Source organism: Rhodoglobus sp. GW821-FHT12B09, assembly GCF_058809925.1.
Genome location: NZ_JBXATB010000003.1, coordinates 1 through 13298 on the forward strand (window position 1 = coordinate 1; position 13298 = coordinate 13298).

A 13298-nucleotide genomic window follows, 5' to 3' on the forward strand; every position below is an offset into this window, starting at 1 on the left:
GCGCCGAGCCCCGCGCCCAGCCCATGCGGAGGTTTCGACACCATGCGCCCGCCGAAACCTCCGCATGGAGTCGAATCGACCGCGCGGACCGCGCGGCGAGCGCCCGGAAGCCGAGCCGCCCCCGCGGACCGCGCGGCGAGGGCCCGGACGCCGTACCGCGCGCCGCCGCCGCGCCCGACGCGCCCGGCGGCCTCAGACCGCGGGCGCCACCACGCTCGTCGCCGGGACGATCTCGTTGCGCAGCACCACGGTGCGCGCCGGCTGGGTGTCGCCGTCGATCCGCTCGAGCAGCATGCGCGCCGCCGTGACGCCCATGTGCCGCACCGGCAGCCGCACGATCGAGACGGAGGCCGGCGACAGCGTGGTGAACGGCAGGTCGCCGACGACGGCGACCCCGAACCGCGGCGGCGTGAGCCCCTCCTCAGTGAGCACCTGCAGCGCGCCGACGCCCATGAGGTTGTTGGCGGCAACGACCGCGTCCGGCGGGTTGTCGAGCGCGAGCAGCTCGTGCATGGCGCTGCGACCGCCGTCCACGCGGAACGTGGAGTACCGGAGGTACTCGTCGGGGTTGTCGAACATCCCGGCCTTCGTGACCACCTCGCGCCAGCCGATACTGCGCTCGGAGGCGGTCTCGATGTCCTTCGGGCCGGTGATGCACGCAATGCGGCGGTACCCTGCCTCCACCAGCGTCTGGGCGGCCGAGATGCCCCCGTGCCGGTTGTTCATCATCACGCCGTCGATGTCGAAGCCCGTGCTGCGGTCCACGGCCACGATCGGCCGCCCGCGTGCGATGAGGTGCTGCAGGTCGGTGTGGTCAGAGGCGGGGGCGAGGATGACGCCGGCCATGTTCTCCGAGATCGCGATGTCGAGGTACTTCGCCTCTTTCACCGGATCCTCGTCCGTGTTGCACAGGACCACGGAGTACCCCGCCGCGCGCGCGATGTCCTCCACGCCCCGCGCCATCGACGTGAAGTACGGGTTCTCGATGTCGGGCAGCACCAGGGCGATGACCTCGGAGTTCTGCCGGCGCAGCGTGCGGGCGGTGCGGTTGGGGGTGAAGTTGAGCTCCGTCGCCGCCGCGCGCACGAGGGCTGCCTTCTCCTCGGAGACGCGCTGGCCGTTCACCACGCGGCTCACGGTGGCAGGCGAGACACCGGCGAGTGCTGCGACCTCGTAGATCGTTGCCATACGTTCCGTCCCGCTGTAGCCCGTGAATCGGTTTCGACCGACCCTAGCGGGCCGTGCATCCGGCCGTGTTGACACGCGCCGTGAGGTAAGCCTACATTGATGAAATCGATTGCAACTAGTGCCGGTGGCTCAAGGCTCCGGCACGCACGAGGAAGTGCGGTCCATCCGGCATGACAACCCCTGAACTGAGCGGCATCTCCGCCCTTCGTACCGTGCAGACGCGGTCGATCAGCCCAGAGAACTTCGACGGCTCTGCCGGTGGCGGCGCGAGGGCCACCGAGGGCACCGGCGCGGACAACGCGCGCGACCTCGGCCCCGGCTGGAAGATCAGCCCGAGCGTCGACATCAAGGCCGGCGAGACGTTCGACCTGGCGAACATCGACGGCGCGGGCAAGATCACCCACTTCTGGATCACCACGCACACCGACAACTGGCGCACGCTGCTGTTCCGCGCCTACTGGGACGGCGCCGCGGAGCCCGCGATCGAGGTGCCGTACGGCGACTTCTTCTGCAACGGCTGGGGCGTCTTCACGCAGGTCAACTCGCAGGTGATCGCGGCGAACCCGCACGGCGGATTCAACTCCTACTGGCCGATGCCGTTCCAGAAGGGCGCGAAGCTCACCATCGAGAACACCTCGACCGTCGACGTCCGCGTCTACTACCAGGTGACCTACGAGATCGGCGGCGACTACTCCAACGAGGGCTACCTGCACGCGCAGTGGCGCCGCAGCAACCCCACGGAGTACGCGCAGCCGCACGTGCTCGTCGAGGGCGTGGAGGGGCAGGGGCAGTACGTCGGCACCTACATCGCGTGGGGCGTCAACAGCAACGGCTGGTGGGGCGAGGGCGAGATCAAGTTCTACCTCGACTCCGACGAGGAGTTCCCGACCATCGCGGGCACCGGCACCGAGGACTACTTCGGCGGCGCCTGGAACTTCGACATCCCCGGCAAGGGCTACACCGAGTTCTCCACCCCCTACCTCGGCATGCCGCAGGTCCTCAAGCCCGACGGCCTCTACCTCAGCCAGCAGCGCTTCGGCCTCTACCGCTGGCACCTCGCCGACCCGATCCACTTCGCGGAGCGGCTGCGCGTCGACATCCAGGCTCTGGGCTGGCGCTCGGGATGGCGCTACCTCCCGCTGCGCGACGACATCTCCTCCACGTCCCTCTTCTACCTGGACCGCCCCACGGCCCGCCGGCCCAAGACGCCGTCGGCCGACGACCTGGAGATCCACCTAGGTAGCGCTCCGGTGCCCGACCTGGGCGCAACCCCGCAGCGCTGGCGCACGACCGACTGACCCCCGACGCCGTGCTCCTCACGTCAAGGATCGGCCCCCGCTCGGTCCGACAGGCCGGTGCGCACGGTGAGATCCGGCAATCGGCTGGTCGTCGCCCTACGGAGGGGCCGATTGCCGGATCTCACGGCGGGAGGCTCGTCGCCGCGGCGGCGGTCCTCGTTCTCGCGGGGTGCACGGCCGCGCCGAGCTTCGAGGCTCCGGATGCCGCGATGACCGAGTCCGGCGTCGGCGAGACGTTCCCCGGGGCATCCGTCGCCGACGCAGCCCAGTTCTACGCCTTCGGCGACGGGGACCTCTGGCCCAACTGCTGGGGCGCGGACGACAACATCTACACGGCCCACGGCGACGGCATGGGCTTCGGCAACGAGTTCGCCGACATCGGGGCCGACGTGGTCTCGGGCCAGCCCGATGACCTGAGCGGGGTGACGACGGCGCTCGGCGACGAGGTCGGGCAGGTGTGGTCCGGCGGCAATTTCACGCGCAAGCCCACCGGCATGGCGTGCGTGGACGGCAGCCTGTACCTCGCGGTGCAGGACCTGCGCTCCGACTTCAACGAGGCCCCCGCGGCATCCATCTCCCGCTCTGACGACGGCGGCAAGACCTGGACCTGGGACGAGACCGCCCCGATGTTCGACGGCGGCGTCTTCACCACGATCATGTTCCTCGACTACGGCAAGGACTACGCGAACGCCCCCGACGACTACGTCTACGCGTACGGCCTCGACGGCAACTGGCGCGACTCCTTCGACGACTCCGCGGCCGACCCCGAGGATCTCTACCTCGCGCGCGTGCCGAAGGGCAGCGTCCAGGATCGCGGCGCGTGGGAGTTCTCCACCGGTGCCGGCACCTGGAGCTCCGACATCGACGACAGGGTCGCCGTCCTCCACGACGACCGCCGGCTCTACCCCGGTGCCTCCGACGGCGGCACGGTGGGGGCGCACGACCTGAGCGTCGTCTCGCAGGGCGGGGTCGTCTACGACAAGCCGCTCGACCGCTACCTCTACACCTCGTGGACGGAGCTGACCTTCGAGTTCTACGAGTCCCCGACCCCGTGGGGGCCGTGGAGCCTGTTCCTCTCCCGCGACTTCGGTCCGTACCCGTGGACGAACGCCGCGCACGGCGGCTACGGCGCCACCCTTCCGTCGAAGTTCATCAGCGCTGACGGCCGCACGCTGTGGCTGCAGTCCAACGTGTGCCCCTGCGCCCCGGCCGGGATGTCGGTGTACGACTTCTCGCTGCGGAGGCTCGACCTTGGCCCGTGACCTCATCGACGTGCTGGTCGTCGGCGCGGGGTTCGGGCACGAGTTCCTGCACCTCTACCGCGAGCACCCGCTGGTCGGAGCGGTCGGGCTGTGCGACCTGAGGGCCGACGCGGTGGCCGCGCTCGCGGCATCCCACGGCCTTGATGCGACCTACGCGACGCTCGACGAAGCCCTCGCCACCGGCCGCTGGGACGTCGTGCACATCGCCACCCCGGTGCACCTGCACGTCGAGCAGACGCTCGCGGTGCTCGCCACCGGCAGGGCGTGCGCGAGCGCGGTGCCCATGGCGACGAGCCTCGACGGCATTGCAAGGGTGATGGATGCCGCGGCCGACGGCACCTACATGATGATGGAGACCGCGCTCTACCAGCGGGAGTACCTGCACGCACTGGCACTCCGCGACTCGGGCGCACTCGGCCGGATCGGCTACCTCTCCGGTGCCCACATGCAGGACCTCGACGGGTTCCCGCCGTACTGGATGGGCTACGCGCCGATGCAGTACGCGACCCACATCGTCGCGCCGCTCCTGGGCCTCGCGGGCACGCGGGCGGAGTCGGTCGCGTGCCTCGGCTCCGGCACGCTGCTGCCGTCGCACGCGGGCGACGGGTCGAACCCGTTCCCGATCGAGAGCGCGCTGTTCCGGCTCGGGGGCGACCTCGCCGCCCAGGTCACGATGTCGTTCTTCGAGAACGCGCGCAGCTACACGGAGGGCTTCAACGTGTACGGCGACCTCGGCGCGCTCGAGTGGCCGTCCGTCGAGGGCGGGGCCGCCGTGGTCTACTCGGCCGGGCCGCAGGACGGCGCCTGCCGCGGGCGGCCCGTCGAGCGCACCGAGCTGCACGTGCCCGACCGGGTGGACGGGCTGCCGGAGGAGCTGCGGCGCTTCACGCGCCCTGGCACGTGGACCCCGCCGGGGCTGCCGCCGGTGCGCGTGGAGGCCTGGCACGGCGGGTCCCACCCCCACCTCGTGCACGAGCTCGTCTCCGCCGTGCACGAGGGGCGCTCGCCCGCGATCGACCAGCGGGTCGCCGCATCCATCACCGCACCCGGAATCGTCGCCCACGAGTCTGCCCTGCTCGGCGGCACCCTCCTCGAGATACCGAGGTACTGAAACCGCACCACCGATCAAGGAGAACAACGCATGAGAAGGACACGAGCAATGACGCTCACGGGTGTCGCCACTGCCGCAGTACTCGTGGCAGCCGCACTCGCGAGCGGGGCACCGGCGGTCGCCACCACGACCCACACGCCGGCGACGATGGTCGCCAAGATCACCGGGCCCAACGCGATAACCGACACGCAGGGCCTGTGGGATGTCAAAGCCACCGACCTCGGGATCATGTGGGACAACGGCTTAGGCCAGGTCCTCACTGCGATCGGCGACACCTTCGGCAGCACCTGGACCGGGCCCGGCGGCTCGGGCGGGTCGAACTGGCGCAGCAACATCCTGCTCCGCAGCAACGACACGACCCTCTCTGACGGCATGACGTTCCAGAGCGCGCCGCTGGCGGGCCCCGGCAACGCCAAGCAGCTCATCCCGAGCCAGAAGATCGACAACGTCGAGATCACGGTCATCCCGACCGCCGGCGTCTCCGTCGGCACTCGCCAGTACATGGGCTACATGTCGGTGAAGCACTGGGGCATCCCTGGGGAGTGGACCACCAACCGCTCGGGCATCGCCTACTCCGACGACAACGGCGAGAACTGGACCACCGCGGGCACCCCGACGTGGGAGAACACGGGCGGCACCAACCAGTTCCAGATGCAGGCGTTCGTGCGCAGCGGCGGATACATCTACGTGTACGGAACGCCCAACGGCCGCACCGGCGCCGCGCACGTCGCCCGCGTGCCCGAGGCGCAGCTCCTGACCAAGAGCGCCTACACCTACTGGGACGGCAGCACGTGGGTGGCGACGGAGTCCTCCGCCGCGGTCGTCGCAGCGGCGCCGGTCTCCGAGCTGTCCGTGCAGTACAACGCGGCGAGCGGCAAGTACCTGATGATGTACCTCTCGGCCGAGGACATCATCATGCGCACCGCGACCAGCCCGCAGGGGCCGTGGTCGTCGCCGCAGGTCGTGGTGAGCTCGGCCGACTACCCCGGGCTGTACGGCGGGTTCATGCACCCGTGGAACTCGGGCGGCACGATCTACTTCACGATGTCTCAGTGGAACCCGTACAACGTCTACCTCATGAAGGTCTCGATCGACTCGAGCGGCACCATCACCAAGCCGAACCTGATCAACGACCCGAGCTTCGAGCGGTCGACGACGATGGGTTCCGGATCGACCGGCACGTGGGGATGCTCGCCGAACTGCGGTGTCGACAACGTGGCGGCCGGCGGCTACTCCGGCGACCGCAACGGGTACACGCGCTACAACACCGGATGGCGCAACGTCTGGCAGACGGTGGCGGTCTCGGCCAACACCAACTACCAGGTGACCGGCTGGGTGCGCACGTCGTCCAACAGCGACAACGCCTACCTCGGCGCCCGCACCACCGGGAACGTCGTGCTGAACGAGGCCAACTTCCCGAAGACCAACGGCTGGCAGAAGTTCACCGTGAACTTCAACTCCGGGTCGAACACGGCGGTGCAGGTCTTCGCCGGGGTGTGGACCGACCACGGCGACATCTGGATCCAGCTGGACGACTTCTCGCTCGTCGCCCAGTAGCCGCTAGGCGGGTTGAGTAGGCCGCCCGCGGCCGTATCGAAACCGGCACGTCACACGACCGGTTTCGATACGCGCGCCAGAGCGCGCTACTCAACCCGCCGTCGACCAGCGCTCCCACAGCGCCGCGTAGGCGCCGCCGCGCTGCAGCAGCTCGTCGTGCGACCCGAGCTCGACGATGCGCCCGCGCTCGACCACGGCGATCCGGTCCGCGTCGTGGGCGGTGTGCAGGCGGTGGGCGATCGAGACCACCGTGCGGCCGGCGAGCACCGCGCCGAGCGCGCGCTCGACGGACCGGGCGGCGCGGGCATCCATCACGGACGTCGCCTCGTCGAGCACGAGCGTGTGCGGGTCGATGAGGACGAGTCGCGCGAGGGCGAGCTGCTGGGCCTGCGCAGCGCCGACGGGATGCCCGCCCGAGCCCACCACGGTGAGCACTCCGTCGGGCAGCCCCTGCACCCACGCCCCAGCCCCCGCGACGTCGAGCGCCCGGAGCACGTCCTCGGCGGAGGCGTGGGTGCTGCCCATCCGCACGTTGTCCGCGATGGTGCCGACGAACACGTGGTGCTCCTGCGTCACGAGCGCGACCTCCCGGCGCAGCACGGCGAGCGGCAGCTCCGTGAGGGGCACGCCGCCGACCGTCGCGGTGCCGCTGGTCGGGGCGTCGATGCCGGCGATGATGCGCCCGATGGTCGACTTGCCGGCACCCGAGGGGCCGACGATCGCGAACCGCTCGCCCGGCACGAGCTCGAGGTCGAGGGCGTGCAGCACCTCGGGGCCGTCCGGGTAGTTGTAGCTGACGCCGTCGAGCCGCACGACGGGGCCCGCGGGGCGGGCGTCCCCTTCGACCCGGTCGGGCTCGATGCCCCCGACGCCGAGGATGCGCGCGAGCGACGCGAGGCCCAGCTGCAGCTTGTCGAGCCACTGCACCACCGCGACGATCGGCGCGGTGAGCTGCACCGCGTACAGGGTCACGGTCGTGACCGCGCCCACCGTTGCGAGCCCCTGCGTGACGAGCCACCCGCCCCACAGCAGCGCGAGCGGGATCGGCACCGTGTACGCGAGCGCCGTGACGGGCAGCAGCACGAGCTTCAGCCGCACGATCCGCAGCCGGCGCACCCACAGCTCGCCGAGGGACGCGTCCGTCGCCGCGATCCGCTGGTCGCCGAGCGCCAGCGCGTCGACGGTGCGCGCGCCGTCCATCGTCTCCGACACGGTCCCGAACAGGTCGGAGTATCCCGCGTTGAGGTCGAGGTAGGCCTGGGGCGCGCGCCGCAGGTACCAGCGGGAGACGACGACGATGACCGGGATGCCCACCAGCAGCGCGAGCGCGACGAGCGGTGAGGCGACGAACGTGGCGGCGAAGGTCAGCGTCACGGCGACGACGGAGACCGCCAGCTGCGGTATCGCGAACCGGACCGTCGTGGCTACCGCGTCGATGTCCGACGTCGTGCGCGTGAGGAGGTCGCCCGTCCCGGCCTTCTCGACCACCGAGATCGGAACGGCGGTCACGTCCCGCATGAAGTCGTCCCGCAGTGTCGCGAAGACCTTCTCCCCCAGGACCATGGCGAGCCGGGTCCCGAACCCGGTGAACACGGTCTGCAGCACGACCGCGAGGAGCATGGCCAGGCAGAGCGCGGCGATGGCGGCGGCATCCGTGCCCGTCGTGAAGCCCTGCACGAGGTGGCCGACGACGAAGGGGCCGACCAGCCCCGCGACCGCGGCGAGGGCCGCGAGCACGGTGACGCCGGTGTAGGCGGCGCGGTGGCGGCGCAGGAGGGCGCCGACCACGGTGCGCACGCGCGCGCCGGACGCGACGGGAAGCTGGCTCACGACTCGCCCTCCGCCCTGCGCACGATCGCGAGGTACGCGGGCTCGGTGTCGAGCAGCTCGCGGTGAGAGCCCCGCGCGACGACCCTGCCGCCGTGGAGCAGCAGCACCTCGTCCGCCTCGGCGAGCAGCATGGGGCTCGTGGTCGCGACGATGGTCGAGCGCCCCTCCCGCGCGCGGCGCAGGCGCCCGGCGATGATCGCCTCGGTGTGGCTGTCGACCGCGGAGGTCGGAGTCTCGAGCAGCAGCCACTCGGGGTCGAGCGCGAGGGCGCGGGCGAGACCGACGCGCTGCCGTTGGCCGCCGGAGATCATCCGGCCGCGCTCGCCGATCTGGGTTTCGAGGCCGTGCGGCAGGGCGTCGACGATGTCTCCGGCCGCAGCGGCGTGGATCGAGGTCGCGACCAGGTACTCGGGCGCGCTCGAGTGCGGGTCGATCGCGGAGCGCAGGGAGCCGCGGAAGAGGAACGGATCGGCGTCGACCCGCAGGACGCGGCGGCGCACCTCGGCGAGCGCGAGGGCGTCGACCGCCACGTCGCCCAGTCGCACGCCGCGCGCGTGCGGCGCGGAGTCGTCGAGCCGAGCGAGCCGGTCGAGCAGCGCGGTGACAATTGCGGCGTCGTCGCCCACTACCGCGACCAGCCTGCCCGCCTCGAGGCGCAGCCCGCTGGCCTCGTCCGTCAGCGCGCCGCCGCGGGTCGCTGCCGACCCGCCCGAGCCGGTGAGCGGCTCGACCGCGAGCACCCCGAGGATCCGGCCGGCGCCGACCTGCCCGCGGGTGAAGGTCGAGACGGCCTCCGCGGCGAGCATGATCGGCATCACGAGAAACCCGGCGTACCCGTAGAACGACACGAGCTGCCCCGGCGTGAGGTGCCCGTCGAGCACGAGCAGGGCGCCGGCCCAGGTGAGCGCGACGATGAACGACCCGGGGATGAGCACCTGGATCGCGTCGATCACCCCGAGCGGAGTGGCGAGCCGGATGCCCGTCTCCTTCGTCCGCTCGGAGGCCTCCTGGTACCGCTCGACGAACATGCGCTCGCCGCCCGCTCCGCGCAGCACGCGCAGGCCCGCCACCGTGTCGGCCGCGAGGGACGTCATCCGTCCCGCCGCCGCGCGCTGCTCGGCCTGCCGCGTGCGCAGGGGCCGCACCACCACGAAGAACAGCGCTGACGAGACGGGCACGCCGATGAGCACCAGCAGCCCGAGCGGCACGGAGCTCGCGAGCAGGATGACGCCCACGATGCCGTACGAGAGAAGTGCGGCGATGAACGCCCCGAGGAGGAAGCCGAGGAGCGCGATCGACATCGCGTCGCCCGTCACCGTCGCGCCGATCTCGCCGGTGGAGACGCGCTTGCCGATCGCGTAGCCCGCCCGCGACGCGTGCCGCGAGATGAGCCCGATCGACCGGTAGGCCGCCCGGCTCCAGTTGACGATTCCGCCCCGGTCGCGCAGCCCCTCGATCACGGAGTGCACGGCCTCGAACGCCAGCACGACGCCCACCCACGCGAGCAGCCTCAGCAGGTCCCCGCTGGCCACCCCCTCGTCGATGGTGCGGCCGATCGCCCAGGGCGTGAAGGCGAGCGTGCACAGCCACACCGTGTCGAGGAGCGTGCCGAGCAGGATCGACACCCACTGGTGCCGGGCGAGCCATCCCAGGTACGCGGTCGGCCGGCGCGGGGGCGCGCTGGCAGGGAGCGGTTCGGGGAGGGGGTGCATGGAGGGTCGTGCGGGGGCGCTACTTGATGCCCGAGATGCGCACGCCGTTGACGATGTAGCGCTGGAAGAACAGCACGAGGACGATCGTCGGCAGCGCCGCGATGGTCGAGCCCGCCATCAGCAGTCCCCACTCGTTGCCCCGGTCCGAGCGGAAGTTCCCGAGGAACTGCTGGATCTGCATCAGGTCGGGGCTCGTGATCGTGAGGATCGGCCACACGTACGCGTTCCAGTAGGCCATGTACGAGCCGATGCCGACCACGACGAACACCGCCGCCGACTGCGGGATGAAGATCTTGGTGAAGATCTGCCAGCGGCTCGCCCCGTCGATCAGCGCGGCCTCCTCGACCGCCACCGGCATGTTCAGGTAGAACTGCCGCAGGAAGAACATCTGCACCGCGGAGGCCACGCCCGGGATGATGAGCACCGCGAGCGTGTCGAGCATGCCGAGCTGGGCGACGACCACGAACGAGGTCAGCAGGATCGCCATACCGGGCACGAACATCGGCATGATGCAGAACACCCACCAGAACCGCTTGAACGCGAAGTCGAGGCGCGCGAGCGCGTAGGCCGCCATCGAGTTGATCGCGAGGCTCAGCGCCGTGAAGACGAGCGCGCCGCCGAACGTCACGAGCATCGCCCGGGAGAACTGCGGGTCCTGGATGATCGCGATGTAGTTCTTCGGGTCCCACATGTCGGGGAAGAACTGGAACGGGCTGCGCAGCACCTCGGTCTTGCCCTTGAACCCGGCGATCGCCATCCACGCGAGCGGGAACAGCACGCTGAGCGAGATGAGGATCACGCCGATGAGCTTGAGCAGGCGGTTGCGGTCTCCGCGGCGCAGGCCCCGCCCGGCGGCAGGGGTCGCCACGGAGGCTTCGGGGAGGAGGGACGCGTCGGTAGTGGCCGTCTCGGTAAGGGTCGACATCAGCCGTCCACCGCCTTGTCTGAGTTGATGAGCCGGAAGACGAGGACCGAGATCAGGCCGAGGACCACGAACAGCAGCAGCGCCGTCGTGAGGGAGAAGCTCGTGGCGTACGGCGTGCCCGCCCGGAAGCTGTTGAAGATGAAGAGGTTGGGGGTGGTGGTCGCGTTGACCGGGCCGCCGTTCGTCATGACCAGGGGCAGGTCGAGCATCTGGATCGCGCCGGTGAAGCCCGTCACGAACAGGTACAGCAGGATGTTCTTCAGCAGCGGCAGGGTGATGTACCAGGTGCGCTTGAAGAATCCGGCCCCGTCGAGCTCTGCGGACTCGTAGTAGCTGTCGGGGATGTCGAGCAGCCCCGCGAGCATGATGAGCGTCGTTATCCCGAGCCCCAGCCAGATCGCGGGAACCGCGATCGCGGGCAGCGCGGTTCCGGGGTTGTTGAGCCAGGCGACCGGCCCGGCGTTCAGCAGCGACAGGAACCAGTTGACGACGCCCTGGTCCTGGTACATGAAGAGGAAGAGCACGGATGCCACGACCGTCGACACGACTGCCGGAACGTAGACCGTGACCTTCATGAAGCTCGCCATGCGCTTGCTGAGGGTCTTGATGAAGCTGGCGATGAGCAGGGCGATGACCATGCCGATCGGCACGACCATCGCAGCGAATTGGATGCCGACTCGGAGCGAGTTCCAGAACTTGGGGTCCTGCAGGACGTACATGTAGAACTGCAGCCCGACGAACTCGGAGCCCTTGTAGAAGCTGATCTTGAAGAAGCTGAGGTAGATCGCGTAGATGAGCGGCCAGACCACGAAGATCGCCAGCAGGATCACCATGGGCGCGAGCATCAGGTAGGCCGTGCGGTTCGACCGCAGGTGCTTGGCGGCGCGGGGAGCGCGTGCTCGGCGGCGCTTGAGACCGGGGCTGACTCCGGCCACCTGCCCGGTGATGGTCTCCGTTGGCGCGATTGCAGACACGTTTCGTTCCCTCGATCGAGGCGGTGTCCCGGGCGCTTCAGGCCCGGGACACCACCGGTATCAACTGTTACTTCTTGGGCGCAGTGCCAGCAAGGCCCTGCTTGGCGATGACGTCGTTGATCGCGGCATCCGCTGTCGCCAGCGAGCCTTCAACGGTATCGGTGCCCTTCATCGCGGACTCGATCGCCGTGCCCATCGCGAGCGCGATGTCCCACGGGTAGCCGGGCTCCTGCTTGCCGTAGGCCACGACCTTGTCGGAGATGGTCTTCATGAACGGGTCGGCGCTGGCGTCCGGGTCGCTCGCGAGCGCCTCGTCGACCGAGGTGCGCACGGTGTACTTCGAGTAGCCGGCAGCCTTGAAGAAGTCCGCCATGATGGCCGGGTCTCCCGCGAGCAGGTACTGGATAAAGTCGGCGGCGGCCTGCGGGTTCTTCGACTTGGAGTCGAGGGTGAGCGTCCAGCCGCCGAGCGTCGACGTCGGCTTCGTCTGGTCACCGTCGATCGAGGGGAACGGCGCTACCTGCGTCTTGGCGAGCACGTCGGGGAAGTCGTTCTTCAGCTGGCCGATGACCCACGAGCCGCCGGCCATCATCGCGACCTCGCCGTTGCCGTAGGGCGAGCCGTCGGCGTAGCCGACCTTGGGCTGCTGCGGGATGAGGTTGCCCTGGTAGAGCGCCTTGTAGAAGTCGAGCAGCTTGTCGAAGCACGGGTCGGTGGCGTCGGCCTTCGACCAGTCGTCGTTGATGGGCAGGTGGCCGCAGGCGTTGTACTGCAGGCCCCAGCTCGACCAGCCCAGGTCGGGCGCGGTCGAGGCGATGGTCATGCCCTTCACGTCGCCGTTGGTGAGCTTGGTCGACCAGTCGATGAGCTCGGCCCAGGTGGTGGGCGGCGAGTTCGGGTCGAGGCCGGCCGCGGTCACGAGGTCGGTGTTGTAGTAGAGCACCGTCGAGGGCTCGACGAGCATCGGGTAGGCGTAGTGCTTGCCGTCGATCGTCACGAAGCTCGAGACGTTCTCCTTGATGTCGCTGAAGGACTCGGCAGGCATGTAGTCGTCGAGAGCGGCGAACTGGCCGTTGACGACGCCCGCGGCGATGTTGCCGTAGTTGGTGGTCGCGATGTCGGGCTGCTTGCCGGCGGCCTGCGCGGCCTGGAGCTTCTGGGCCCAGGTGTCGGCGGGGATGACCTGGTAGTCGACGTGCACCTTGTCCTGCGACTTGTTGAACTCGTCGACGTACTTCTTGAACCAGACACCCTGGTAGTCCTCGAACTTCTGCTGCCAGAAGGTGACGTTCGTGGTGCCGCCGTCGGTGGGGGTGCCACCGCCCGCGGAGCAGCCCGTCAGTACCAGGGCGGTACTCACGACTGCGGCAGCGAATGCCACTGCCTTGTTGCGCCTCTTGTGCATGTGCTTCCTCTCGTGATCCGGCTCGTCCTCGAGCCG

Annotated in this window: 10 protein-coding genes; 4 read left to right on the plus strand and 6 right to left on the minus strand. The window is 69.7% G+C overall.

Features of this window, described 5'->3' with window-relative positions:
- Nucleotides 1–192: 192 nt before the first annotated feature.
- Nucleotides 193–1188 carry a LacI family DNA-binding transcriptional regulator gene (locus tag AC1RTC_RS07080; RefSeq protein ID WP_493154787.1) on the minus strand — a complete coding sequence of 332 codons (996 nt, stop codon included), beginning with the start codon at nucleotides 1186–1188 and terminating at the stop codon, nucleotides 193–195.
- 170 nt (nucleotides 1189–1358) lie between these two features.
- Between AC1RTC_RS07080 and AC1RTC_RS07085 the strand changes: the two genes are divergently transcribed.
- From AC1RTC_RS07085 to AC1RTC_RS07100, 4 genes are all read left to right on the plus strand, one after another.
- On the plus strand, nucleotides 1359–2486 hold the full coding sequence (locus tag AC1RTC_RS07085; RefSeq protein ID WP_493154788.1) for a glycoside hydrolase family 172 protein: 1128 nt from the start codon (nucleotides 1359–1361) through the stop codon (nucleotides 2484–2486).
- 209 nt (nucleotides 2487–2695) lie between these two features.
- Nucleotides 2696–3748, plus strand: a complete 1053-nt coding sequence (locus AC1RTC_RS07090) for a DUF4185 domain-containing protein (RefSeq protein WP_493154789.1) — start codon at nucleotides 2696–2698, stop codon at nucleotides 3746–3748.
- Nucleotides 3738–4859: a Gfo/Idh/MocA family protein gene (locus AC1RTC_RS07095; protein WP_493154790.1), complete on the plus strand. Its 1122-nt coding sequence runs from the start codon at nucleotides 3738–3740 to the stop codon at nucleotides 4857–4859. Before AC1RTC_RS07090 ends, AC1RTC_RS07095 begins: the two co-directional genes overlap by 11 nt.
- A gap of 48 nt (nucleotides 4860–4907) precedes the next feature.
- Nucleotides 4908–6416 (plus strand): glycoside hydrolase family 183 protein, encoded by a 1509-nt coding sequence (locus tag AC1RTC_RS07100; protein WP_493154791.1) that lies wholly within the window; start codon nucleotides 4908–4910, stop codon nucleotides 6414–6416.
- Nucleotides 6417–6506: 90 nt separating this feature from the next.
- Here the strand turns inward: AC1RTC_RS07100 and AC1RTC_RS07105 are convergent, their stop codons facing one another.
- The 5 genes from AC1RTC_RS07105 to AC1RTC_RS07125 all read right to left on the minus strand — a co-directional run bounded on the left by AC1RTC_RS07105 (nucleotide 6507) and on the right by AC1RTC_RS07125 (nucleotide 13262).
- The gene (locus AC1RTC_RS07105; RefSeq protein WP_493154792.1) at nucleotides 6507–8246 is read right to left on the minus strand and encodes an ABC transporter ATP-binding protein; all 1740 of its coding nucleotides are present in this window, start codon (nucleotides 8244–8246) and stop codon (nucleotides 6507–6509) included.
- Nucleotides 8243–9958: an ABC transporter ATP-binding protein gene (locus tag AC1RTC_RS07110; RefSeq protein WP_493154793.1), complete on the minus strand. Its 1716-nt coding sequence runs from the start codon at nucleotides 9956–9958 to the stop codon at nucleotides 8243–8245. Before AC1RTC_RS07110 ends, AC1RTC_RS07105 begins: the two co-directional genes overlap by 4 nt.
- A 19-nt stretch (nucleotides 9959–9977) precedes the next feature.
- The gene (locus AC1RTC_RS07115) at nucleotides 9978–10883 is read right to left on the minus strand and encodes a carbohydrate ABC transporter permease (RefSeq protein ID WP_493154794.1); all 906 of its coding nucleotides are present in this window, start codon (nucleotides 10881–10883) and stop codon (nucleotides 9978–9980) included.
- Nucleotides 10883–11857, minus strand: coding sequence for a carbohydrate ABC transporter permease (locus AC1RTC_RS07120; RefSeq protein ID WP_493154795.1), 975 nt, complete (start codon nucleotides 11855–11857; stop codon nucleotides 10883–10885). Before AC1RTC_RS07120 ends, AC1RTC_RS07115 begins: the two co-directional genes overlap by 1 nt.
- 67 nt (nucleotides 11858–11924) lie before the next feature.
- Nucleotides 11925–13262, minus strand: a complete 1338-nt coding sequence (locus tag AC1RTC_RS07125; protein WP_493154796.1) for an extracellular solute-binding protein — start codon at nucleotides 13260–13262, stop codon at nucleotides 11925–11927.
- Nucleotides 13263–13298 lie beyond the last annotated feature (36 nt).

Excerpts from the sequence above, each read along its gene's own strand:
- AC1RTC_RS07115 (WP_493154794.1), bottom strand. The coding sequence starts at position 10,883 with ATGTCGACCCTTACCGAGACGGCCACTACCGACGCGTCCCTCCTCCCC.
- AC1RTC_RS07125 (WP_493154796.1), bottom strand. The coding sequence starts at position 13,262 with ATGCACAAGAGGCGCAACAAGGCAGTGGCATTCGCTGCCGCAGTCGTG.
- AC1RTC_RS07110 (WP_493154793.1), bottom strand. The coding sequence starts at position 9,958 with ATGCACCCCCTCCCCGAACCGCTCCCTGCCAGCGCGCCCCCGCGCCGG.
- AC1RTC_RS07080 (WP_493154787.1), bottom strand. The coding sequence starts at position 1,188 with ATGGCAACGATCTACGAGGTCGCAGCACTCGCCGGTGTCTCGCCTGCC.
- AC1RTC_RS07085 (WP_493154788.1), top strand. The coding sequence starts at position 1,359 with ATGACAACCCCTGAACTGAGCGGCATCTCCGCCCTTCGTACCGTGCAG.
- AC1RTC_RS07090 (WP_493154789.1), top strand. The coding sequence starts at position 2,696 with ATGACCGAGTCCGGCGTCGGCGAGACGTTCCCCGGGGCATCCGTCGCC.
- AC1RTC_RS07100 (WP_493154791.1), top strand. The coding sequence starts at position 4,908 with ATGACGCTCACGGGTGTCGCCACTGCCGCAGTACTCGTGGCAGCCGCA.